Below are 22,874 nucleotides of genomic sequence, written 5' to 3'. Positions count from 1 at the left end.
GGTCGGGTGGGCGCGTCGGTCACGCGTCGCCTCCTGTCAGCAGGGCGGCCGCAGCCGCGAGGTCGTCGGGTGTCTTCACGGCCACGGTCGGCACGCCGCGCAGGGCTCGCTTCGCGAGACCCGTGAGGGTGCCGGCCGGGGCGAGCTCGATGATGCCGGTCACGCCCGCAGCCGAGAACGCGTCCATGCAGAGGTCCCAGCGGACGGGGGAGGAGACCTGTGCGACGAGCAGGTCGAGAGCCTCACGACCTGCCACGACCCGCGCACCGTCTCGGTTGGTCCAGAGGGCGACGGTCGGGTCGGATGCCGTCACCTCTGTGGCGGCGGCGCGCAACGACTCGACCGCGGGGGCCATGTACGAGGTGTGGAAGGCGCCCGCCACCTGCAGCGCGATGACGCGGCTTCCCGCGACCGGGTGGGCCGCGAGTTCCGCCAGCGCGTCCAGCGCGCCTGCCGCCACGATCTGTCCGGCACCGTTGTGGTTGGCCGGGGTGAGGCCCAGCTCATCGAGGAGGGCGAGGACCGCGTCGCGGTCACCGCCGAGGACGGCGCTCATCCCGGTGTGCTCGCGCGCAGCCGCATCGGCCATCGCTCGTCCCCGAAGACCGACGAGACGCATCCCGTCGTCGTCCGTGAGCACTCCCGCCGCGACGAGAGCCGCGATCTCACCCACGGAGTGGCCGGCGACACCGCCGGGCGCGGTGGCCGCGGCATCCTGCAGAGCGGCGTACGAGACCAGACTCGCCGCGACGATCAGCGGCTGCGCGACGCTCGTGTCGCGGATGCGGTCGGCGTCCCATTCGGTGCCGGCCGCGAGGAGGTCGACGTCCGCCTCCTCCGCGTACCGCTCGACGCGCTCGCGGACCCCGTCGAGCTCGAGCCACGGAGCGAGGAACCCGGGGGTCTGTGAGCCCTGCCCGGGGAAGACGGTGATGATCACGTGCCTATCCTTCCAACTTCTGCGCCGCCGCGCTGGCGAACACGTCACAACAAACGCGGATTGCTTTGTATCCGATCGATAACAGCACCGGGACGGTGGGATGTCAGTCGGTGCGAGAGGGGCGTCGCGCCGCGCTTCCCCGACGGCGCGTCGCCTCGGTGCCGATCGACCCGATGATGAGGGCCGTCTGCAGGATGAGCGCCTCTCGCGGCCCGGTCGCATCCCAGCCGATGACGTCCGAGACGCGCTTGAGGCGGTACCGCACGGTGTTCGGGTGGACGAACAGCTCGCGCGCCGTCGCCTCGAGGGAGCGCCCGTTGTCGAGGTAGCTCCAGAGTGTCGTGACGAGATCGGCGGAGTGCGCCTGCAGCGGACGGTAGATGCGCTCGACCAGAGTCGCCTTCGCCATGGCGTCGCCGGCCAGCGCACGCTCGGGCAGCAGATCGTCGGCCTCGACCGGACGCGGCGCGTGACGCCACGCCCCGGCGACGGCGAACCCCGCCAGCGCCGCGCGCGCACTCAGCCCGGCATCCACCAGCGCGGGCACCGTGGGACCGAGGACGAGGTGGCCGGGACCGAAGCCGGGCTCCAGCCGTCGTGCGATCTCGGGGAACGGCAGCTCGTCGCTCACGGGCTCGCGTCCGGGCAGTACCGCACGCCCGATCACCAGCACGAGGCGCGACCCCTGCACGCCGATGAGCACGTCGACGCCGAGCTTGCGGGCGAGCCGCCGCAGATGATCGACATCCAGCTGCGGGGGCGTCGTGCCCACGAGCACGGCGACCTCTCCGTGGCCGTGCCAGCCGAGGGCGGCGATACGGCTCGGCAGCTCCTCGTCGGCCTCGCCTGTGAGGATCGAGTCGACGACGAGCGCTTCGAGTCGCGCGTCCCAGAGCCCGCGGGCCTCTGCGGCCCGCGCGTAGACGTCAGCCGACGCGAATGCGACCTCGCGGGAGAACAGCAGGATGCTCTCGCGCAGGTCCTCCGCCCGGCCCGCGACGCGCTCCTCGGTGACGGCGACGGTCACCCGGATGAGCTGCAGCGTCTGCGTCAGGCTGACGCTGCGCAGCAGTTCACGGGGGGCTGCGGCGAAGATGTCGGCGGCGATCCAGGGCGTGGAGCCCGGATCCTCGTACCACTGGATGAACGAGGCGATGCCCGCCTGCGCCACGAGGCCCACGGCCGACCGGCGTGCCGGCGGCATGTCGGCGTACCACGGCAGCGAGTCTTCGAGTCGCTTGATGGTCGCCGTGGCCAGGTCCCCGGAGATGCGGCGGAGCCACGCTAGTGTCTCCGCCTTCTCCTGAGGTGTGGGGCGGGCGGGCATCGAACCGGTCAGCTCTCGCCGCCGGCGTTCCCGGTCGTTCCGGCCGTCACGTCGTGCAGACGGTACTTCTCGATCGCCTGGGCGGACAGCGAGCGGTCGACGAGTCCTTCCTCGGCCAGCGCCTGCAGCGCGCGGACCACGATCGACGGGCCGTCGATCTTGAAGAAGCGACGCGCCGCGGCACGGGTGTCGGAGAAGCCGAAGCCGTCGGCACCCAGCGTCACGTACCGACGGGGCACCCACTCGCGGATCTGGTCCTGGACCGCGTGCATGTAGTCGCTCACGCCCAGCACCGGACCCGCGGTGTCGCGGAGCTTCTCGGTCAGGTACGCGGTGCGCGGCTCGGCGAGCGGGTTGAGGAAGTTGTGCTCGTCGGCGGCGAGACCGTCGCGGCGCAGCTCCGTCCAGCTCGTGACCGACCAGACGTCGGCGGCCACACCCCAGTCGTCGCGCAGCAGCTGCTGCGCCTCGAGCACCCACGGCACGCCGACGCCCGACGCGAGCAGCTGCACGCGGTGACCGTCGCCGGAACCCTCGGAGATGCGGTGGATGCCGCGGACGATGCCGTCGACGTCGACGCCCTCGGGCTCGGCCGGCTGCACCAGCGGCTCGTTGTAGAGGGTGATGTAGTACATCACGTTGGGGTCGGGGTGGTTGCCGCCGTACATGCGGTCCAGACCGGAGCGCACGATGTGGGCGATCTCGTACCCGTACGCCGGGTCGTACGACACGGTGGCGGGGTTCGTCGAGGCCAGCAGGTGCGAGTGGCCGTCGGCGTGCTGGAGACCCTCACCGGTCAGCGTGGTGCGACCGGCCGTCGCGCCCATGATGAAGCCGCGGGCCATCTGGTCCGCCGCCGCCCACTGCGCGTCGCCGGTGCGCTGGAAGCCGAACATCGAGTAGAAGATGTAGACCGGGATCAACGGCTCGCCGTGCGTGGCGTACGAGGTGCCCGTGCCGGTGAAGGCGGCGACCGCACCCGCCTCGTTGATGCCGACGTGCATGATCTGCCCCTGCGGGCTCTCCTTGTAGGCGAGGAGGAGCTCACGGTCGACCGAGGTGTAGTTCTGACCGTTCGGGTTGTAGATCTTCGCGGTCGGGAAGAACGCGTCGAGACCGAAGGTGCGCGCCTCGTCCGGGATGATCGGGACGATGCGGTTGCCGAAGTCCTTCGAGCGCAGCAGGTCCTTCAGCAGGCGGACGAAGGCCATCGTCGTGGCGACCTCCTGCGTGCCGGAGCCCTTCTTCGGCAGCGCGTACGCGCTGTCGTCGGGCAGGCTGATCGGCACGTGGTGGGTGCGGCGCTCCGGCAGGAACCCGCCGAGGGCGCGACGCTTCTCCACCATGTACTGGATGGTCTCGTCCTCCATGCCCGGGTGGAAGTACGGCGGGGCGTAGGGGTTCTCCTCGAGCTGCGCGTCGGAGACCGGGATGCGCATCGAGTCGCGGAAGTGCTTGAGGTCGTCGAGCGTCATCTTCTTCATCTGGTGGGTCGCGTTGCGCCCCTCGAAGTGGTGACCGAGACCGTATCCCTTGATGGTCTTCGCGAGGATGACCGTGGGCTGGCCCTTGTGCTCGGTGGCGGCCTTGTAGGCGGCGTAGAGCTTCTGGTAGTCCAGGCCACCGCGGCGCAGCTTGCCCCAGATGTCCTCGTCCGACCAGTCCTTCACCATGGCGGCGGTGCGCTCGTCGCGGCCGAAGAAGTGGTCGCGGATGAACTTGCCGTCCTCCGCGCGATAGGTCTGGAAGTCGCCGTCCGGCGTCGTGTTCATGAGGCGCACGAGAGCACCGTCGGTGTCGACCTGGAGCAGGTCGTCCCAGCCGCGGCCCCAGACGACCTTGATGACGTTCCAGCCCGCGCCGCGGAAGAACGCCTCGAGCTCCTGGATGATCTTGCCGTTGCCGCGCACCGGTCCGTCGAGGCGCTGGAGGTTGCAGTTCACCACGAAGGTGAGGTTGTCCAGACCCTCGTTGGCGGCGACCTGGAGCTGTCCGCGGCTCTCGACCTCGTCCATCTCACCGTCGCCGAGGAAGGCCCAGACGCGCGAGCCCGAGAGGTCCTTGATCCCGCGGTTGGTGAGGTACTTGTTGGTCATCGCCTGGTAGATCGCGTTGATGGGTCCGAGACCCATCGACACGGTCGGGAACTGCCAGTACTCGGGCATGAGCCGCGGGTGCGGGTACGACGGGATGCCCAGCGGTGCCTTCGACTTCTCCTGACGGAAACCGTCGAGCTGGTCGGCCGACAGACGCCCCTCGAGGAAGGAGCGGGCATAGATGCCGGGGGAGGCGTGGCCCTGGATGAAGATCTGGTCGCCGCCCGTGGGGTCATCGAGGCCGCGGAAGAAGTGGTTGAAGCCGACTTCGTACAGCGACGCGGACGACGCGTAGGTCGAGATGTGTCCGCCGACGCCGATACCGGGGCGCTGAGCACGGTGCACGGTGAGCGCGGCGTTCCAGCGGATCCACCGGCGGTAGCGACGCTCCATCTCCTCGTCACCGGGGAAGGCGGGCTCGTTCTCCGGCGCGATCGTGTTGATGTAGTCGGTCGTGGGGACCTGGGGCACGTTCAGCTGCAGCTCGTGCGACTTGTTCAGCAGGCTGAGCATGATCTCGCGACCGCGCCCCGCCCCCTTGCTGTCGACGAGCTGCTGCAGCGATTCCTGCCACTCGTGCGTCTCTTCGGGGTCGCTGTCCTGCGGTCCCTGAGAGTACGGATCCTGATCGTTGACCGTCACGAGACACCTTTCGTCGTCTGGCAGATCGTGCCAGGGATGGGGCTTGGGATGCGCGCGGCTTTGTGCAGCGTCGACAACGCGTCCTGGATCAGCCTAGTCACATCGCGATGGGGTGGACCGCGCGGGACGCGAGTGGGCCCTGCCGGGATCGAACCGACGACATCCACGGTGTAAACGTGGCGCTCTACCAGCTGAGCTAAAGGCCCTGACCCCCTCAGTCTATGAGGAGGGGCTGCGGTCAGCCGTCGCGCCCGACGACACGCGGCTCGGCGGGATTGAGGTACATGCCGTCGTCCTTGCCCAGTCGGGAATGACCGCGGGAGTAGGCGAAGTAGACCACGAACCCGATGACGAGCCAGATGAGGAACCGCAGCCAGGTCTCCACCGTCAGATTCAGCATCAGGTAGACGCAGATGAGCGCCGAAAGGAGCGGCAGCACCGGGTTGCCGGGCACCCGGAAGCCGCGCTTGAGGTCGGGGCGGGTGCGCCGCAGCACGACGACACCGACCGACACCAGCACGAACGCCGACAGCGTGCCGATGTTCACCATCTCCTCGAGCACACCGATGGGGGTCAGTCCGGCGACGACGGCGACGATCACGGTGACCACGATGGAGATCACCCAGGGGGTCCGTCGGGTGGGGTGCACCTTGGCGAGCCGCTGGGGGAGCAGACCGTCGCGCGACATCGCGAAGATGATGCGCGTCGCACCGATCATCAGGGTCAGCACGACGGTGGTGAGGCCGGCCACCGCTCCGGCGGAGATGACCGTGGCCATCCAGGCCTGACCGTGATGCGTGAACGCGTTCGCGAGGGCGGCGGCGGGGTCGAGCTCGTCGTAGCGCACCATGCCGGTCACGACGAGCGCGACGGCGCAGTAGAGAACAGTGCAGATCACGAGCGACGCGATGATGCCGATCGGGAGGTCGCGCTGCGGGTTCTTCGTCTCCTCGGCCGTCGTGGCGACGACGTCGAAGCCGATGTAGGCGAAGAAGACGAGGGCCGCGCCCGCGAAGATGCCGCCCACGCCGAAGGCCATCGGCGCCGAGCCGGAGAGGAACTGGAGCAGCGGCTGCATGAGACCCGTCGCCGCCTCGCGCGGCGCGGCATCCGGGACGAACGGCGTGTAGTTGGCGGGGTTGATGAACATGATCCCGGCGACGATGACGAAAAGGACGATGAAGAGCTTCACCCCCACGAGCACGAGGTTGACACGCATGGACTCGCGGATGCCGATCGTCATGAGGATGCCGAGGACGATGACCAGGAGGATCGCCATGACATCGACCACGCCGCCGTAGCCGATGGCCTCCGGCAAGGGGATGCCGAGCTGGCCGAGGAGCACGCCGAGGTACGCGCTCCACCCCTGGGCGACCACGCTCGCGCCGAGGAACATCTCGAGGATGAGGTCCCATCCGATGATCCAGGCGAACAGCTCGCCGAGCGAGGCGTACGAGAACGTGTACGCGGAGCCCGACACCGGAACCGTCGATGCGAACTCGGCGTAGCACATCGCCGCGAGAGCGCAGGCGACCGCCGCCACGATGAAGCTGACGACCACCGCGGGTCCGGCGACCTCGTGGGCGGCGCGGCCGGTCAGGGTGAAGATGCCGGCGCCGATCACCACGCCGACCCCGAAGACGGTCAGGTCGAGCGCGGAGAGCGACTTTCGCAGCCGGAACTCCGGTTCCTCCGTGTCGGCGATCGATCGCTCGATGGACTTCGTGCGCATCACGCTCATGGCGCCTCCTCTGAGGATCCGCAGAGCACGGTGCGCAGCACTGCGGTCAGGGTGAACATGCTAGTGCGACGTCCGCGCCGACCGGAACGCCCCTGCGTCGGGAGCGGTAGGTTGGGACGGTGAAGTCACGACCCGCCGACCAGCAGCTCCTGCTCGAACTCGCGACGCTCGACGCCGCGATCCAGCACGCTGAGCATGCCCGCCGCAACCCGGAGCAGGCCGGCCGTGTGCAGGAGCTGCTCGCGCAGCGCCAGGCCCAGTCCGCCGAACTGACGACGCTGCTCGGGGCCCGCGACGACGTGAACGCCGAACTGGCGCGTCTGGAGTCGGATGTCGCGCTCGTCGAGGCTCGTGTCGCCCGCGACCGGGAACGCCTCGCGGCGTCGGCCAACGCCAAGGAGGCGCAGGGACTCGAGCACGAGCTGGCGTCGCTCGCGAAGCGCAAGAGCGACCTCGAGGATGCCGAGCTCGAGCTGATGGAGCGGCTCGAGGCCGCCGAAGCCGCCGTCGCGGCGCAGGAGGCGGCCATCGCCGCCGTGAACGAGGAGGGCGGGCGACTGAGCGCCGCCGCGAAGGAGAGCGTCGCCGCCGCGACCGCGCGCAGCGAGGCCGCCACCCGCGACCGCGCCGCCATCGCCGCCCGTGTGCCCGCGGACCTGCTCGCGCTGTACGAGCGCCTGTCCGCTCGCGGTGTCGGCGCCGGACTGCTCCGCCGCCGCACGTGCGAGGGGTGCAACATGGTGCTCGCGGGCACCGATCTGCAGACGATCCGCCAGGCCGCCGACGACGACGTCGTCCAGTGCCCCGAGTGCGGCGGCATCCTCGTGCGCACCGACGAATCGGGGCTGTGAACGCCACCAGCGCGGCACGGAGCACGCCGCGCTGGCGCCTGGTCACGACGTCGGGCGAGCAGGCGGTCGTCACCACGATCGGTGCAGACCTCGACGTCCAGCACGTCGAGCGCCGCGCGCTCGACGCGTGGTGGGACGACGACCCGCTCACCCGGTGGGTCTGGTCCGACACGACACGCTGGTATCCGCGGGCGCTCCGCGCCGGCGCCGTCCTCGCACGGTGCCATGACCTGCGGCTCGCGCACGCGATCCTGCGCGACAGCGCTCTCGTCACGGATGCGGCCGCGCTGCGTGCCGCGACGGTGTGGGATGTCGCGGTGGACGAGCCCGCGACACCCACCGCACCCGCGCTGTTCGATCTCGACGGCACCGCGCGTGCGGGCGTGCCCGACGATCCCGACGAGGCGCTCGCCGAGTTCCGGCGCCAGCAGCGCGCGCTCCGCGACGGCGCAGACCCCGCTCGTCTGCAGCTGTTGATCGCCGCCGAGTCCGCCGGCGCGCTCCTGGCGACGGAGATGAACACGGCAGGTCTGCCCTGGGACCGGCGGACGCACGAGGCGATCCTCGAGGACGTTCTCGGCGCCCGCCCCGCGCCCGGCGAGCTCCCCGCCCGCGTGCGCGACCTCGCGACGGCCGTGCGCGTGGCGCTCGGCGACCCGGCGGCGAGTCTGGACTCGCACCCGAAGCTCCTGCGCAGCCTTCACCGTGTCGGGGTGCGCGCCGAATCCACGAGTCGGTGGGAGTTGGCCGAGTACGATCACCCCGCCATCGCGCCCCTCCTCGCCTACAAGAAGCTCACGCGTCTGATGAGCGCGAACGGCTGGGCCTGGCTCGACGAGTGGGCCGCCGACGGCCGGTTCCGTCCCGTCTACGTGCCCGGAGGGGTCGTGACGGGCAGATGGGCGTCATCCGGGGGCGGCGCACTCCAGATCCCGCGCCAGCTGCGCCGCGCCGTCCGGGCCGATCCGGGGTGGACCCTCGTCGTGGCCGATGTCGCGCAGCTGGAGCCGCGGGTGCTCGCGGCGATGGCGTCCGACGAGTCGCTCGCGTCGGCGGCGCGCGGGCGCGATCTCTACGAGGGCATCGTCGCGAGCGGGGTGGTCCAGACCCGCCAGGAGGCCAAGATCGCCGTCCTCGGCGCGATGTACGGTGCGACGACGGGCGACAGCGGTCGCCTGGTCCCGGCGCTGCGGCGCGCCTACCCGCGGGCAATGGGACTGGTCGACGACGCCGCAGCGACGGGGGAGCGGGGAGGAGTCGTCTCGACCTGGCTCGGTCGCTCCAGCCCGCCTCCGTCCTCCTCCTGGCGCGAGATCCAGGCCTCCGCCGCGCTTCCCGATGCGACGGAGGCAGACCGCGTACGCGCCCGCCGCTCCGCCCGTGATCGCGGGCGCTTCACCCGCAACTTCGTCGTGCAGGGCACCGCCGCCGAGTGGGCGGCGGCGTGGCTCGCCGACCTGCGCGGCCGCCTCGCGGCCCTGCCCGAGGTGGACGCCGCGGACGGCGCGGCGGCATCGGGGCCCGTGTTCGGCCGACGCGCGCACCTCGCCTTCTTCCTTCACGATGAGATCATCGTGCACACCCCCGCCCCGCACGCGGAGGCCGTCGCCGAGGCGGTGCGGGAGGCGGCCGCGAACGCCGCTCGGCTGCTCTTCGGCTCGTTCCCGATCGACTTCCCCCTGGATCTGCGGATCGCCGTCGACGCCGCGAAGGACTGAGGGGTCACCCGCACCCGGGCGCGCTCGTTGCTTCCACGGCGACATCGTTCATCATCGGGGTGTGCACGACGACGGGCTGCAGCCCGGCGCCGCGTGGGGCGACGAAGTGGAACGTCAATGTGCGCTCCTGTCCGGGAGCGAGTGTCACACGCGCGAGGGTCGCCGCCGACGCGTCGCCGTCGACGTCGGTGGAGGAAGCCCGTTCGCCGTCGAGCTCCACGCCGCCCAGGAACCATCCGTCCGGGATCATCGCCGTGACATCCGTCGTGATGTCGCCGGGGGCGGACGGGTTCGCCGCTCCCGTCATCCACACGGAGAAGTCGCGAGCCGCCACGGTCGCGCTGCTGCGCAGCGTCACGGCGAGCGTCACGTCGGCGGCGCCGTCGGCCCGGCACGTCTGCACCGACGGAGCGATGCGCGTGTGCAGATAGGTGTCCATCTTCCCCGTCGTGGCATCGTTGAAGAAGACGCCCACGGCGTCGGGTCCCGCCGCGCGCAGGCGGGCGAGCGCTCCGCCGAGCGGGCCCTGCGCCAGCGCCGACCCCTCATCCGCCCGGGCGCTCCACACCGACACGCGCCCCTGCGCGACCGGCTTCGCGAGGGCGTCCATCCAGCGGAGCGGATCGAGGGGACGCGACGAGAGCGCCGCGAACAGCCGATCCGTGAGATCACTCTGCATCGCCGTCTGCTCGTCGGCCGTCTTCTCCAGGTAGGGCCGGACAAGGATGTCCTCGACCACGTCGCCGCGGTCGACGACGGTGCCGTCGGAGAGGGTCAGTGGCCCGGTGATCGTGAGGAGAGACGCGAGCACGGCGGGATCGACCGCCACCACCGTGTCCGGCGCGGCATGGCCGAGCGACTGCCACCACGCCGACGCGAGCCGTGCGCTGAGGGCGAAGTCGGGGGTCATCGTCGCATTCATGACGAACCGCCCGGGAGCCTCACCGTAGAGCGCCACGAGATCGGGAGGAAGCTCCGCGATCGGATGATCGAGCGAGTGGAAGGCGCGGGAGTCGACGTGGTCGGTCACCTCCAGGCGACCGCCGACCGCCCGTATCGCGAGGAAGGAGCCGGTGATGCCGCCGCCGGTGCGCACCTCCGCGGTGTTCTGGATCATGACCAGAATCGTCCGCGCACCGTCGGCACCCAGCATCCCCGGGAGCGCGTTCGCCGCGGCGGCCGCGTCCCGCAGCAGCGGCGCCCCGGCGGCGACCGCGACGCCGGCGCGGTCGGCGGCATCCCGCAGCGGACCGACGAGCTGGTCGCGGGGGAGCGCGGTGAGGGCGCCGTCGGCGGCGGCCACGCGCTGCGCGAGGGCGTCGAGCGGAGCCGAGACCGCGGCGACCCCCGACAGGTCGATCGTTCCGTCCGCACCGCCGGTGGGCTGCGCCGCGACGAGGACGTCTCCGGTCGCGGCGGCGACGTCGCGGACGGTGTCCGCCAGCATCCGCACGGCAGCGGTGTTCGCCCCCACGCCCGGGATCGCCTCAGTGGCTCGCCACAGCGGATCCGAGGTCAGGGCGGCCGCGCGCGACGCATGCTCCCGTGCGGCATCGACGACGGGGGTCAGTGCGGCCAGGTCGCCCGCGGCGAGGGCCGCCGACAGGCGCGGTTGCAGCGCGACGACCTCCTCGAGCTCGTTCTTCGCCATCCACCCGCGGATGCCGAGCCATCCCGCCACCGCGAGGAGCAGCCCGACCACCACGACGGCGACCAGAGCGCCCCGCCGCAGCTTGCGGCGGCGCGATCCGGTCGCGGTGGTGGGCGGCGCGACCTCAGTCACGGGCGCGGCGCGCGCGCCGGGCGTACAGCAGGGCACCGCCGCCGACCACGAGCGCGAGCGCGAGGCCCGTGAGCGGGAGCACGGCTGCGCCGTCGCCGCCCGTCGCCGGCAGCGACATCCCCGCCGCCGCGACGGCTCCCGACGTCGCCACACCGGCGGGGTCCGTCAGACACGCCGGCGTCGACGGCGGGTAGGAGAGCGCGACCCGCAGTGACGGGTTCACCTCGACGGTGGCCGAGATGTCGCCCCTCGTCCAGGCGAAGTTGCCCGGCGACGCGACCCACTGGCCGTTCTCGAAGGCCCACCCGGGCCATCCGTTCCCCTGCCCGTTCTCGTCCACCGATGCGCCGGGCCAGAGCACCCGTCCGGACAGCGTCCCGTCGACGATCTCTCCGAGTGCGATGGTGGTGCTCTGCTCGCCGTCGGTCAGCACCAGGCGCGCCGTGTGGCTCGTGGCCTGGCCGTCCGGATCGTTCAGGACCACCGAGTAGTCGATCCACGGCACGTTCGCGTCGCAGGACGGCGCGACCGTCGTCCCGCTCAGCGACGGCGATGACGGCGTGTCGGGGCCGTAGTCGTCGCCGGTATCGGCAGCCGACGCGGCCGACGCACCCCCCGACAGCAGAACGACGGCAAGAAAAACGGGCAGCGCGTACTTACGCATGATGATGCCTCCCCCAGGCGATGCGAGCCCAAACCCCCCAGCCGGGTCTCGTGGCGACACCGTACCACGTCGGAACGACGCGAACCAGTAGGATCGGGGGAGCGAATGGGTCGGCTGGACGGTCGCGTGGCGGGTTCACCCGCACCGAGGAACGTCCGGGCTCCACAGGGCAGGGCGGTGGGTAACACCCACCCGGAGCAATCCGCGAGACAGTGCCACAGAGAGCAGACCGCCCCGGACTCCGCTCGTCGGAGCACCGGGGTAAGGGTGAAAGGGTGGTGTAAGAGACCACCGGGATCGTGGTGACACGGTCCGCACGGTAAACCTCGCCCGGAGCAAGGCCAGACAGGGGATGCCGACGCGGCTCGCCGAGTCCCCGGGTAGGCCGCTGGAGCGGCACGGCAACGTGTCGCCGAGAGAGATGACCGTCCACGGAGCGCGAGCTCCCGGACAGAACCCGGCGTACAGGCCGGCCCATTCGCCTCACCCCGTCCGGCAGGGATTCTAGGAGAGATACGGTCCGCCAGTCCGCAGGGAGTCCGCGGAATCGCGCGGAGCGCCGAGGATCGAGTCCACCGCGTCGCGAGTTCGATCGCCGGAGCCCGCCCACATGTGCCCGTAGGTGTCGAGAGTCTTCATCGCCGACTTGTGCCCGAGGCGCCCCTGCACCGTCTTCACCGATTCGCCGTACCGCGTAGCGCGTGGCACCAATGAGGCGGAGCACCCATCTTCCACCTTGCGAAGCGCGCTCGCCTCAATCGCGTGCCTTAACCGCGCGCCGCTGTCCGGGCGGCGTGAGCTCCGTGACGTACTTGACATCGGCTGCGTTCACATCGCTCCCCAAACGCATGGAGGGCTGCGCCCGCCTCACGACGATCCACGACCACGACGTGGCCGTCCGCGAGAATGATCTTCAGGGAGACACGGGTCGATACTTCTTGAACTTACTTCCCACGATCGCGCCCACCAGCCCCGCGATCGTCGCCCCCGCGGCCACACGCCCGACCGCCTGAGCGGGCTGCCGACTTCCTCACTGATCTCGAACTACGCCGCGGCGCCCGCTGCCGACTTCTTGACCACAGATGGTCAGTGACGCACGCGGCGCCCTGGAATCGGCCCGTCTATCGTCCACTCCGGACGCCAGGCGAGCGGCTGTACCTTGTTGCCATGTGGCTTGATCCAGCGTCGTGGACCTCTGCGCTGGTGGCCGCCCTCGTAGCGCTATTGATCGCGTTGTTCGGCGTGGTCGTCACCAGAACCTGGCGCCGTCGGGACGACGTGTTGAAGGAGCGTGAGGCTCTCGCGGCGGCTCTCCTCGACCGGCTGGACTCATGGACGATACCTGAACGCCCTGCTCCCGGACCCCACGGGACGTTCTACCGCGACGACGGGTGGTTCGGTGATAGGTGGGTGTACCTACATCCACCCGATGCCTGGGAAGATCCGTCGATTCGCGCGCTACTGGCTTCCGGAGTTTCGGAGGATGAACTTGAAGACGTGGAGCTTGTCTTTCCAACCTTCACCGGCTACCAAACCCTCGACTGGCCAGGATCGACGGAAGAGACCTGGTTGACGGCGGGCGCCATCAAACAACACGCTGTCTCGATCCCCGGGGTGCTCCAGATTCGCGAACCGTGGCTGACCAGCCGTTTCCTGCAGTGGTTTCTAGGGGCGGAATCCAGGTACCTCCGGATCGCAGGCGCCATTCTTGTGAAGCCGGATGGCGCCGTTGAGACTTTTCAGTCGTCGCCATGGGAAAGAAAGAAGAGCGCCGATCACTGGAAGGAAAGAGCTCGCCGGGGCACCGTTCAGTGGGCGAGGGGGAGCATCCGTCGCGGACGCCTGTGGGCCATCGCATCGCTTCTGCGCCCAGTTGGCGTATGGCTTACGGTCATCATCGCTTTCCCGCTAGCAGTTCCCCTGGCCGTCTTCGTCGGCATGATTCTCCTATGGGACGCTGCACGTGGGCTGCTTGGATTCCGTCGCCCTCGGTCCAGGAGGCTCAGATCCACCGGCTTGGAACATGGTTCCGTTCCCCGCTCGGAATAGCGGCCGGCCCATTCGCCTCACCCCGTCCGGCAGGGTTCGCGACCCGACCGCCGGAGGGGTCAGAGGGGTCGTTCGAGCCGGGCCTTCGCCTCGCGCTCGATCAACACCGGCAGGAAATCCTTGACGCGAGCGCGCGAGAAGTGATCCCGAGCCTCCTCGACGGCGGCCCTCACCGCGGAGGCCGGAGCGTTCGGGAAACGCACTTCGAGTCGTTCGACGATCTCTTGGATGACCGCTTCGGGATCCGCGGGCTGGGTCGACATGGCGACGAGCCTACGCCGCGCAGCGCGACGACGGTAAGACGGAGAGAGGCGGAACGCAGCTCTGCGTCCCGCCTCTCCGCCGCTTGCATCAGCGTGTGAAAGTGGAGCTCGACAGTCCCCAGACCGTCAGGCTCACCATAGAGCGAACAGGACGCGCGTGGCAACAGTCGATCGCGCTACACCGCCAGCGCCGCCGCGCCGATGATCCCCGCGTTGTTGCGGTGCGTGGCGGGGACGATGGGTGTGGAGAGCTGCAGCAGCGGCAGGAACTCGTCGGCGTGCTTCGAGACCCCTCCGCCGACGATGAACAGATCGGGGCTCAGGAGGAAGTCGAGGTAGCTGTAATACCACTGCAGGCGCTTGGCCCACTTCTTCCACGTGAGCTCGTCGCGCTCCATCGCCGAGTAGGCCGCCCACGCCTCGGCATCCTTGCCGTGATGCGCACGCTGGAGATGTCCGAGTTCGGCGTTCGGGATCAGGACGCCGTCGTACAGCATGGCGGTCCCGATGCCGGTGCCGAGCGTCGTCAGCAGCACGAGGCCGGGCACGTCGCGAGCGGCACCGTATCGCGCCTCCGCGACACCGGCGACATCCGCGTCGTTCGCGAAGTGGATCTCACGGCCGAGGCCGTCCTCGAAGAACTTCTCGGCTTCGAAGCCGACCCAGGTGTCGGCGACGTTGGCCGCGGAGAGGGTCTTGCCGTTCTTGACGATCGCGGGGAACGCGACGCCCAGCGGGATGTCGGCGTCGGTGACACCGAGCGTGTCGAGAACGGTCTGCACCGCCGCCAGCACGTCGTCGGGCTCGGCGCCGGTCGGCGTCGCCACCTTCACGCGGTCGCTGAGGAGCTTTCCCTCCTCGAGGTCAACGAGGGCACCCTTGATGCCGGTTCCGCCGATGTCCACACCGACCGCGCGGGTCGCCTTCGTCGTCATGCGGTCCAGCCTATCCAGGTCCTCCGCGCCCATCGTTAGGATCGAGCCAGAGCCCCCACAGGAAGGACCTGCCATGACGTCAGGCGACGAGAAGTACTGGTACAACCTCACGACCGGCGCCGTCGAGCGCGGGTTCGAGTCGCCCGCCATCGACCGCGCCGGACCGTTCGACACGGCCGAAGAGGCGGCGAAGGCTCCGGAGCTGCTCGCGAAGCGTTCGCGCGAGTGGGCCGAGGACGACGCCCGCGAGGGCGACTGGGGTACGTCGGGCGACGCGTCGCACACCGACGGGGACCGATAGTCTGGCCTTCGGCCCGGCTTCCCTTCGAAGCGGCATCTGAGAGGACGCGATGGACAAGCAACGGGACTTCGTACTGCGCACGATCGAAGAGCGGGGCGTGAAGTTCGTCCGCCTCTGGTTCACCGATGTGATCGGAACGCTGAAGTCGGTCGCGATCGCCCCCGCCGAGGTGGAGGGCGCCTTCACCGAAGGACTCGGCTTCGACGGATCGGCGATCGAGGGCCTGACCCGATCGTACGAGTCGGACCTGCTCGCCCACCCCGACCCGACGACGTTCCAGACGCTCCCGTGGCGCGGTGAGATCGACCCGACGGCCCGCATGTTCTGCGACATCACCACGCCCGACGGGCAGCCGGCCGTGGCAGACCCGCGTCACGTGCTCAAGCGCACGCTCGCGAAGGCGGCGGATGCCGGGTTCACGTTCTACACCCACCCCGAGATCGAGTTCTACCTGCTGAAGTCGTCGTCGTTCGGACCCGAGGGCCCGGAGCCGGTGGATTCCGCCGGCTACTTCGACAACGTCCCCGGCGGCACGGCCCACGACTTCCGCCGCCGCAGCGTGCGGATGCTCGAGGACCTCGGCATCTCGGTGGAGTACAGCCACCACGAGGGCGGCCCCGGGCAGAACGAGATCGACCTGCGCTACGCGGACGCCCTCGCGACCGCCGACAACATCATGACCTTCCGCACCGTGGTCAAGGAGGTGGCGATCGAGCAGGGCGTGTACGCGACCTTCATGCCGAAGCCCCTGTCCGGCAAGCCGGGAAGCGGCATGCACACGCACATGTCGCTCTTCGAGGGCGACCAGAACGCCTTCTACGAGGAGGGCGCGCAGTACCAGCTGTCGAAGACCGGTCGCCAGTTCATCGCCGGACTGCTCACCCACGCGAACGAGATCGCCGCGGTGACCAACCAGTTCGTCAACTCGTACAAGCGGCTCTGGGGCGGCGACGAGGCGCCCAGCTTCATCTGCTGGGGTCACAACAACCGCTCCGCCCTCGTGCGGGTGCCCATGTACAAGCCGAACAAGGGGCAGTCGACGCGGGTGGAGTACCGTGCGCTCGACTCGGCGGCGAACCCGTACCTCGCCTTCGCCCTGATGCTCGCCGCGGGTCTGAAGGGCATCGAGGAGGGCTACGAGCTTCCGCCGGAGGCCGAGGACAACGTCTGGTCGCTCACGGATGCCGAGCGACGCGCGCTCGGCTACGCGCAGCTGCCCGCGAGCCTCGACCACGCGCTGGAGTACATGGAGGAGTCGGAGCTGGTCGCCGAGACGCTGGGCGAGCAGGTGTTCAACTACGTGCTGCTCAACAAGCGCCGCGAGTGGCACGAGTACCGTGCACAGGTGACGCCCTTCGAGCTGAAGAGCAACCTGGAGATGCTCTGATCCGTCATGACCTCGAGCGAGCGCACGTCGGTTCTGACGCTGCTGGCGCGCGACGGATTCGGTGACCTCGGCGACGCCGACGCGCTGCTGACCGAGCTGGCGGAGGCCCTGGGCCTCTCCCGCGAGGACATCCTGCGCGGCGCCCAGCACGCGGCCGATCCGGACGGCGCTCTGGCGGCGCTCGCGCGCATCGCGCGCCGCGACGCCACCGCCGTCGCGGAGGCGCTGACGCGGGGAGGCTCCGCGCTGTGGCGCCTGCTGGGCGCATCGACGGGATTCGCCGACTTCTTCCTCCGACACCCCGCCGAGCTCGCCCACCTCGTCGGCCCCGAGGTGCCGCTGCCGACGGCGGAGGAGTTGCGCCGCGAGCTGACCGATGCGGTCGGCGCGGATGCCGACGGTTTCGCCGCGACGGGCGACGAGAGCGCGTGGGTGGCCCTCCGCGTCCGCTACCGGCGCATGCTCGCGCGCATCGCCGCCCACGACCTCGGTGCCGACGACGCCGTCGCCGTGCTCGCACCGGTCGCGGCGAGCCTGGCGGATGCCGCCGGTGCCGCACTCGAGGCATCCCTCTGCGTCGCGCGGACGCGGGTCGCCGGGGGTGCGCCCGGATCGGGTCTGTTCCCGCGCGACCAGGTCGCGGCGACGCAGCTCGCGATCATCGGTATGGGCAAGACCGGCGCGCGCGAGCTCAACTACGTCAGCGACGTCGACGTCATCTTCGTGGGCGGGGGAGACCCGCAACTCGTCGAGCAGGTGGGCGAGAGCCGCGTGATCGACATCGCGACGCGGCTCGCAGTGCAGACGATGCGCGGCATCTCCGGGATGGAGATCGAGCCTCCCCTGTGGGAGGTCGACGCCAATCTACGCCCGGAAGGCAAGCAGGGCGCCCTCGTGCGGACCCTCGACTCCCACCTCTCGTACTACGACCGTTGGGCGAAGAGCTGGGAGTTCCAGGCCCTCCTCAAGGCACGCCCCTTGGCCGGCGACCGCATTCTCGGCGAGGCATACGTCGCAGCCGTCCAGCCGAAGATCTGGACGAGTGCGGCCCGGGAGAACTTCGTCGACAGCGTGCAGCGCATGCGCGAGCGGGTGACGGACCACATCCCCGCCGCGGAGGTCCCGTACCAGCTGAAGCTCGGTCCCGGCGGCATCCGCGACATCGAGTTCACCGTTCAGCTGCTCCAGCTCGTGCACGGGCTCACCGACGACACGATCCGGCAACGGGGCACCCTCGATGCGCTCGAGGCGCTCGTCGGCGCGGGCTACATCGGGCGCGAGGATGCCGCGACGTTCTCGCACGACTACCGGGTGCTGCGGGTCCTCGAGCATCGCGTGCAGCTGCGCGACCTGCGCCGCACCCACCTCATGCCTCAGCAGCCCGACGGTCTGCGCGTGCTCGCTCGCGCGTCGCGCCTGGCGGACGGCGGCCCCGGCGTCTGGGCGCTGTGGGAGGGCATCAAGCGCGAGGTGCGCGAGATCCACGTGCGCCTGTTCTACCGCCCCCTGCTGTCGGCGGTGGCGGCGCTGAGCTCGGACGAGCAGCAGCTGTCGACCGCGCAGGCGCACGATCGCCTCGCCGCCATCGGGTTCCGCGATCCGGCGGGGGCGCTGCGTCACATCGGCGCGCTCACGGGCGGTCTGAGCCGCAAGGCCACCATCCAGCGTCATCTGATGCCGGTCATGATCCGGTGGTTCGCCGACGGCGTCGATCCGGACTACGGCCTGCTCGCCTTCCGGCGCATCAGCGAGCGTCTGGGCGACACGCCCTGGTTCCTGAGGATGCTGCGCGACTCGGCCGGTGCCGCGGAGCGGCTCACCCGCGTGCTGTCGGGATCGCGCTACATCGGCGAGCTGATGGAGTGGATCCCCGAGTCGGTCGCCTGGCTCGATTCCGAAGACCAGCTCCGCCCGCGCCCCGGCGTCGCCCTCCAGGAAGAGGCGCGCGCGATCCAGACGCGGCACGAGACGGTGGTCGAGGCCATGCGCGCCGTGCGCGCTCTGCGTCGTCGGGAGCTGCTGCGGCTCGCCTTCGGGGCCGTGCTGGGCACGCTGACGATCGACGAGCTCGCACAGGGCCTCACGACGGTCAGCGAGGTGACCATCCAGGCCACGCTGCGCGCGGTCCGCCGCGACATCGTCGGCGCCGAGGACGCCGCGCTGGACTTCTCGGTCATCGCGATGGGCCGCTTCGGCGGGGGAGAGCTGGGCTTCGGATCCGACGCCGACGTGCTCTACGTCTACGACGCGAACGGCCTCGACCCGCAGCGCGCGCACGATCTCGCACTGCGCCTGGTCGCCGGCATCCGCACCTACTCCGAAGATCACCGGGTCCCGTTCGAGCTCGACGCCGACCTGCGTCCGGAAGGGCGCAACGGACCGCTCGTGAGGTCGCTGGACTCCTACACGGAGTACTACCGACGGTGGTCGCTCTCGTGGGAGGCCCAGGCCCTGCTGCGCGCTCGCGGCGTCGCCGGGAGCGTGAAGCTCGTCGGCCGGTTCATTGCCCTCGCCGACGAGGTGCGCTACCCCCGGCATCCCGTGCAGCAGGACCTGCGGGAGATCAAGCGGATCAAGGCGCGCGTCGAGAACGAGCGACTGCCCCAGGGCGCCGACCGGTCGCGACACCTCAAACTCGGCCCCGGCGGGCTGAGCGATGTCGAATGGCTCGTGCAGCTCTGGCAGCACGAGCACGCGCACGACGTCCCGGCGCTGCGCACGACATCCACCCTCGACGCGCTCGAGGCCGCCCGGGCGGCCGGACTGGTGCCGGATGCCGCCGCGCAGCGTCTCCACGACGCGTGGCGGCTCGCGAGTCGACTGCGGTCGGCCAACACGCTGCTGTCCGGCCAGACGAGCGACGTCCTTCCGACCGATCGCGGCAAGCTCGACGGCATCGGCCGTCTGCTGGAGTACCCGCCGCGGTCGGCCACCCTCGTCGAGGAGGAGTGGCTGCGCACGGCGCGACGGGCGCGCCGCGACTTCGAGAAGCTCTTCTACGGCTGAGCGGATGCCGGGGCCGTGCGCGTGCCGTGCTCGGACTCAGCACGGCGTGCCCAGCGGTGCCAGCTCCCGGTGATGACGGCGGCGCCGGCTCCGATGATCAGCCACGCGGCGGCGGACCCGATCGCGCCGGGCGCGAGCAGCCCGAGAAGCATCGCCACCACGCTCGCCAGGACGACCGCCAGAGCCGTCAGCACCAGATGGAAGGCGGTGCGCCAGGGATGCCGCCGCAGCCCCGTCCCGGCGACGACCGGGCGGTCCGCCGCGATCACGGGGCACGCGATCGCGACCACGACCGGGATCGCGACGGGTGCCGCCACCGCGAACAGGGCGACGGCGACCGCGGCGACCGCCGTGCGGCCCACCGTGCGCGCCCGAAACCGCCCCTGGGCGATCACCCACAGCGCGGCCGCCGCCGCACCGAGGACCGCACCGGAGACGACGGCGAGGGCGATGGCAGCGGCATCCAGCGGTTGACGCGGCGCGACCGCGACGAGCACAGCCTGTGCGGCGGCGTTGGCCACCACGACGACCCCCGCGAGGGCCACCCGCGTCAGCGACGTCGGAGCGGCGCTCATCCGCGCGCCGCCGCGTCGAGCACATCCGACAGGAGGCCGGAGAAGAGCGTCTGTCCGCCGACGAGCACGTCCAGTCGCGCGTCCGACGAGACGCTGGAGGCGACCGAGACGTCGCGGCCGTCGAGCGTGCGGCCGGTGCAGGTCACCGCGGGCCCTGCCCCCACGGTCGCGCAGACGGGCGCCTCGAGCAGATCGATGCCCTTCTGCTGCAGGACGTCGATCGCTCCGAAGCGCACTTCGGCCAGGCCGTTTCCTCCGACCGGTGCGAGGGCGGCGACCTGCGAGCAGCCCGCCAGGCTCGCGGCGACGGCGCACGCCGCGAGAGCGCAGGCGAGCCGAGCGGCGCGCATCAGAGGTTCCCCTCGTGGGCGAGGATGCGCGTGCGCGCGGCGAGATGCTGCGCTTCGAGCGCCGCGTCGCTGATCGTCGCGAGATCGAACGGCGCGGGCAGGAGGAGCTCGGTGTTGCGGTCGAGCGCCGACCCGCGGCGCATCAGTGGAGTCTCGGCCCAGTCGTTGGACGCGAGCTCGCGACTGCGCGAAGCGAGCGCGAGATAGTCGCCGCCGCTTCCCGGCCGCGGATCGGCGGCGTGGTCGACGACGGTCGTGAAGATCGAGAGCGTGCCGTCCCGGTTGTCGACGAGTTCCACGGTCTGCTGCTGCTGTGGGAAGTCGATGCAGGATGCGGTCGTGATCTCCCAGAAGCCGCCACCGCCGGGCGCCCGGTGCGCGAGGATCTGGTTCAGGTGCGTGTGTCCGTTCAGCCACGCCACCACCACGGGGTATCTCACGAGCATCGCCACGAACTCGTCGGCTCCGAGCAGCACCTCCTCCTGCCCGGGCCGCTGTGCCCGGTTCTCCAGGGTGTCGCTGTTGTGATGGCTGAGCACGATCGCGAGCCGGTTCTCCTTGGTGGCCGTGACGAGCTCCGCCTCGAGCCAATCGAACTGGTTCTTCGGCACGGCGCCGTCGGGGCCCGCGACCTGGTTGCAGGTGTCCAGGCCGAACACCCGCACCCGCGGCGACAGATCGGCCTTCCACCACGTCTGGCCGGAGCGCAGATTCTCCTCGGTGAAGCCGTGCCCCACCGGGCCGGGACGATCCGCCGTGCGGAAATGCTCCGTCATGAACTCCTGCTGCGTGAACAGCGCACGCCCCGGATCGGCGGGGACCGCCTTGAATCCGGGACGCAGCCCCAGCTCGAGCCCCCACGCATCCAGGGTCTGCTGCACGGCGCTCGTGCGCGCCGCGTAGCCGCCGAGCGCCATCGCCGCCGTCGCCTCCAGGGTGTACGACTTGCGTCCGCCCACCGCGAGGGCGCGCAGTTGCGTGTCGAGGTCGAACGTTCCGAGCAGGAGCGTCTCGTGGTTTCCGTAGACCGTGTACCAGGGGGCGGGCAGGCCCACCGACGACACGGGGCGGGCGATCGCCTCGTCGAGCAGGCTCGGCAGGGTGGGGAAGCCGTAGGCGCCGAACGCGCCGCCCGTCGGATCGGCCGGCCGATAGGCCCAGACGGCCTCGGCCCACGCCTGTACGCCCTGGAACGTGTCGCTCGTGCGCGGGTCGACGGTCAGTCCGTCGAGCAGGTCGATGTACCAGCGCAGCTCGCGGTACGAGTGCATGTCCGCGCTGTCTCCGGTGACGACGGCGGCATCCATCGGAGCGCCGGTGACGGGGCTGTACCGAAGATCGGAGATCGACCTGGTCATCGCGGCGATCACGTGCGGGCTGAGCGGGTCCTGCGGATGGAATGCCGATCCCCACGCGGCGTGGTCCTGCACGATCATCGGCTCGATGCGGCCGGGCGACTGCGCGTCGATGACGTGCATGTCCGAGAGGTGCGCGAGGTAGAGGAGCGACCGACGCGATGCGGCGCGCCCGGCGTCCGCGGAGCGCCCGAGCACGTCGAAGCGTGCGATATGGGGCTCACCCGCACCGGCGACGAGCGTGCGGTAGGAGCCCTTCTGAACCGGCCCCTGCAGGATCGTCTGCAGGAGCGTGCTCGGTGCGTCGGCGACCGCGCGCGGCGGTGCGGCGAGAGCGTGCGCGAGCTCGTCGCGGGGGAGTGCGCCGGCAGCGGCGAGACCGCCGACGACGGCGAGGAACTGGCGGCGGGAGAGCACGCCCACGGGCACCTCCGGGTTCGGCGCGCTGACGCAATCGGGTGCGTCAAATCTAGCGGGCCGCGAGCGCGACTCACCAGATGCGGATGCCGCGACGCGCCGACGACCCGCATCCGTGCCCGGATGCCGCTACGCCTGCGCCGGATCGAGCGGCTCCACCACCACAGCCGTGCCGTACGCGCAGAACTCCGTGAAGCTGCCGATCGCACCCGAGTCGAACCGCATCGCCACCACGGCGTTGCCGCCGCGCTGCTGCGCTTCGGCCCACATCCGCTGCATCACCTCGAAGCGCGACTCGTAGATGACCTTCGTGTACTCGGGCATCTCGCCGCCGGCGAGCGAGCGGAAGCCGGCGGTGAAGTTCTGGCCGAAGTTGGCCGACCGCACCGTGAGCCCCATGACCTCGCCGAGGACCTTGGTGATGCGATAACCCGGAACGTCGTTCGTGGTGACAGCGAACATGGTGACCTCGTC

Annotated in this window: 18 protein-coding genes, 1 tRNA gene and 1 other RNA gene; 7 read left to right on the top strand and 13 right to left on the bottom strand. The window is 70.5% G+C overall.

Going from position 1 to position 22,874, the window contains the following annotated elements:
• Positions 1-19: 19 nt before the first annotated feature.
• The 5 genes from AC1Q49_RS07530 to AC1Q49_RS07510 form a co-directional block, all read right to left on the bottom strand.
• The gene (locus AC1Q49_RS07530) at positions 20-940 is read right to left on the bottom strand and encodes an ACP S-malonyltransferase (protein ID WP_492491385.1); all 921 of its coding nucleotides are present in this window, start codon (positions 938-940) and stop codon (positions 20-22) included.
• 103 nt (positions 941-1,043) lie between these two features.
• The gene (locus AC1Q49_RS07525; RefSeq protein ID WP_101306320.1) at positions 1,044-2,267 is read right to left on the bottom strand and encodes a PucR family transcriptional regulator; all 1,224 of its coding nucleotides are present in this window, start codon (positions 2,265-2,267) and stop codon (positions 1,044-1,046) included.
• Positions 2,268-2,275: 8 nt separating this feature from the next.
• Positions 2,276-5,005, bottom strand: a complete 2,730-nt coding sequence (gene aceE / locus AC1Q49_RS07520; RefSeq protein WP_101306321.1) for a pyruvate dehydrogenase (acetyl-transferring), homodimeric type — start codon at positions 5,003-5,005, stop codon at positions 2,276-2,278.
• Positions 5,006-5,138: 133 nt separating this feature from the next.
• A tRNA-Val gene (locus AC1Q49_RS07515) sits at positions 5,139-5,211 on the bottom strand.
• 32 nt (positions 5,212-5,243) lie between these two features.
• Positions 5,244-6,746: an amino acid permease gene (locus AC1Q49_RS07510; protein ID WP_101306333.1), complete on the bottom strand. Its 1,503-nt coding sequence runs from the start codon at positions 6,744-6,746 to the stop codon at positions 5,244-5,246.
• Positions 6,747-6,865: 119 nt separating this feature from the next.
• On the opposite strand from AC1Q49_RS07510, the gene AC1Q49_RS07505 reads away from it, so the two are divergent.
• Both AC1Q49_RS07505 and AC1Q49_RS07500 read left to right on the top strand, forming a co-directional pair.
• The gene (locus AC1Q49_RS07505) at positions 6,866-7,597 is read left to right on the top strand and encodes a zinc ribbon domain-containing protein (RefSeq protein ID WP_061781770.1); all 732 of its coding nucleotides are present in this window, start codon (positions 6,866-6,868) and stop codon (positions 7,595-7,597) included.
• Positions 7,594-9,315 carry a bifunctional 3'-5' exonuclease/DNA polymerase gene (locus AC1Q49_RS07500; RefSeq protein ID WP_492491382.1) on the top strand — a complete coding sequence of 574 codons (1,722 nt, stop codon included), beginning with the start codon at positions 7,594-7,596 and terminating at the stop codon, positions 9,313-9,315. Before AC1Q49_RS07505 ends, AC1Q49_RS07500 begins: the two co-directional genes overlap by 4 nt.
• 4 nt (positions 9,316-9,319) lie before the next feature.
• Here the strand turns inward: AC1Q49_RS07500 and AC1Q49_RS07495 are convergent, their stop codons facing one another.
• Positions 9,320-11,098, bottom strand: a complete 1,779-nt coding sequence (locus tag AC1Q49_RS07495) for a DUF4012 domain-containing protein (RefSeq protein WP_492491380.1) — start codon at positions 11,096-11,098, stop codon at positions 9,320-9,322.
• The gene (locus AC1Q49_RS07490; RefSeq protein ID WP_205282954.1) at positions 11,091-11,762 is read right to left on the bottom strand and encodes an LPXTG cell wall anchor domain-containing protein; all 672 of its coding nucleotides are present in this window, start codon (positions 11,760-11,762) and stop codon (positions 11,091-11,093) included. The genes AC1Q49_RS07495 and AC1Q49_RS07490 overlap by 8 nt, the downstream gene beginning before the upstream one ends.
• Before the next feature lie 106 nt (positions 11,763-11,868).
• On the opposite strand from AC1Q49_RS07490, the gene rnpB reads away from it, so the two are divergent.
• An RNA gene (gene rnpB / locus AC1Q49_RS07485) (RNase P RNA component class A) lies at positions 11,869-12,243 on the top strand.
• Between the two features lie 722 nt (positions 12,244-12,965).
• Entirely contained in the window at positions 12,966-13,811 is an 846-nt protein-coding gene (locus AC1Q49_RS07480; RefSeq protein ID WP_492491378.1) for a hypothetical protein, read from the top strand.
• Between the two features lie 59 nt (positions 13,812-13,870).
• Here AC1Q49_RS07480 and AC1Q49_RS07475 read toward each other — a convergent pair whose 3' ends face one another.
• A complete protein-coding gene (locus AC1Q49_RS07475; RefSeq protein ID WP_060958918.1) occupies positions 13,871-14,074 on the bottom strand; it encodes a three-helix bundle dimerization domain-containing protein in 204 nt (67 codons plus the stop codon).
• A 176-nt stretch (positions 14,075-14,250) separates the two neighbouring features.
• Positions 14,251-15,009 (bottom strand): polyphosphate--glucose phosphotransferase, encoded by a 759-nt coding sequence (ppgK, locus tag AC1Q49_RS07470; protein WP_492491376.1) that lies wholly within the window; start codon positions 15,007-15,009, stop codon positions 14,251-14,253.
• A gap of 73 nt (positions 15,010-15,082) precedes the next feature.
• On the opposite strand from ppgK, the gene AC1Q49_RS07465 reads away from it, so the two are divergent.
• From AC1Q49_RS07465 to AC1Q49_RS07455, 3 genes are read left to right on the top strand one after another with little or no spacing between them, the layout of a single operon-like run.
• Complete coding sequence (locus tag AC1Q49_RS07465) at positions 15,083-15,310, top strand: hypothetical protein (RefSeq protein ID WP_060958916.1); 228 nt, start codon at positions 15,083-15,085, stop codon at positions 15,308-15,310.
• A 49-nt stretch (positions 15,311-15,359) separates the two neighbouring features.
• On the top strand, positions 15,360-16,697 hold the full coding sequence (gene glnA, locus AC1Q49_RS07460; protein ID WP_060958915.1) for a type I glutamate--ammonia ligase: 1,338 nt from the start codon (positions 15,360-15,362) through the stop codon (positions 16,695-16,697).
• Positions 16,698-16,703: 6 nt separating this feature from the next.
• A complete protein-coding gene (locus tag AC1Q49_RS07455) occupies positions 16,704-19,703 on the top strand; it encodes a bifunctional [glutamine synthetase] adenylyltransferase/[glutamine synthetase]-adenylyl-L-tyrosine phosphorylase (RefSeq protein ID WP_492491374.1) in 3,000 nt (999 codons plus the stop codon).
• Here the strand turns inward: AC1Q49_RS07455 and AC1Q49_RS07450 are convergent.
• From AC1Q49_RS07450 to AC1Q49_RS07435, 4 genes are all read right to left on the bottom strand, one after another.
• Entirely contained in the window at positions 19,694-20,278 is a 585-nt protein-coding gene (locus AC1Q49_RS07450) for a hypothetical protein (RefSeq protein ID WP_492491372.1), read from the bottom strand. The genes AC1Q49_RS07455 and AC1Q49_RS07450 overlap by 10 nt on opposite strands.
• Positions 20,275-20,628, bottom strand: coding sequence for a hypothetical protein (locus tag AC1Q49_RS07445; RefSeq protein ID WP_492491370.1), 354 nt, complete (start codon positions 20,626-20,628; stop codon positions 20,275-20,277). Before AC1Q49_RS07445 ends, AC1Q49_RS07450 begins: the two co-directional genes overlap by 4 nt.
• Entirely contained in the window at positions 20,628-22,406 is a 1,779-nt protein-coding gene (locus AC1Q49_RS07440; RefSeq protein ID WP_492491368.1) for a TIGR03767 family metallophosphoesterase, read from the bottom strand. Before AC1Q49_RS07440 ends, AC1Q49_RS07445 begins: the two co-directional genes overlap by 1 nt.
• A gap of 123 nt (positions 22,407-22,529) precedes the next feature.
• Positions 22,530-22,862, bottom strand: coding sequence for a YbjQ family protein (locus tag AC1Q49_RS07435; protein ID WP_060958910.1), 333 nt, complete (start codon positions 22,860-22,862; stop codon positions 22,530-22,532).
• Between the last annotated feature and the right edge of the window lie 12 nt (positions 22,863-22,874).

This window comes from Microbacterium sp. MPR-TSA4, assembly GCF_058792815.1.
This window is presented reverse-complemented; position numbering and strand designations above follow the sequence as displayed.

Bases quoted from the DNA above. Each gene is read 5' to 3' on its own strand.
- AC1Q49_RS07435 (WP_060958910.1), bottom strand. From the start codon at position 22,862: ATGTTCGCTGTCACCACGAACGACGTTCCGGGTTATCGCATCACCAAG.
- AC1Q49_RS07510 (WP_101306333.1), bottom strand. From the start codon at position 6,746: ATGAGCGTGATGCGCACGAAGTCCATCGAGCGATCGATCGCCGACACG.
- AC1Q49_RS07490 (WP_205282954.1), bottom strand. From the start codon at position 11,762: ATGCGTAAGTACGCGCTGCCCGTTTTTCTTGCCGTCGTTCTGCTGTCG.
- AC1Q49_RS07465 (WP_060958916.1), top strand. From the start codon at position 15,083: ATGACGTCAGGCGACGAGAAGTACTGGTACAACCTCACGACCGGCGCC.
- glnA (WP_060958915.1), top strand. From the start codon at position 15,360: ATGGACAAGCAACGGGACTTCGTACTGCGCACGATCGAAGAGCGGGGC.
- AC1Q49_RS07450 (WP_492491372.1), bottom strand. From the start codon at position 20,278: ATGAGCGCCGCTCCGACGTCGCTGACGCGGGTGGCCCTCGCGGGGGTC.
- AC1Q49_RS07525 (WP_101306320.1), bottom strand. From the start codon at position 2,267: ATGCCCGCCCGCCCCACACCTCAGGAGAAGGCGGAGACACTAGCGTGG.
- ppgK (WP_492491376.1), bottom strand. From the start codon at position 15,009: ATGACGACGAAGGCGACCCGCGCGGTCGGTGTGGACATCGGCGGAACC.
- AC1Q49_RS07455 (WP_492491374.1), top strand. From the start codon at position 16,704: ATGACCTCGAGCGAGCGCACGTCGGTTCTGACGCTGCTGGCGCGCGAC.
- AC1Q49_RS07475 (WP_060958918.1), bottom strand. From the start codon at position 14,074: ATGTCGACCCAGCCCGCGGATCCCGAAGCGGTCATCCAAGAGATCGTC.
- AC1Q49_RS07445 (WP_492491370.1), bottom strand. From the start codon at position 20,628: ATGCGCGCCGCTCGGCTCGCCTGCGCTCTCGCGGCGTGCGCCGTCGCC.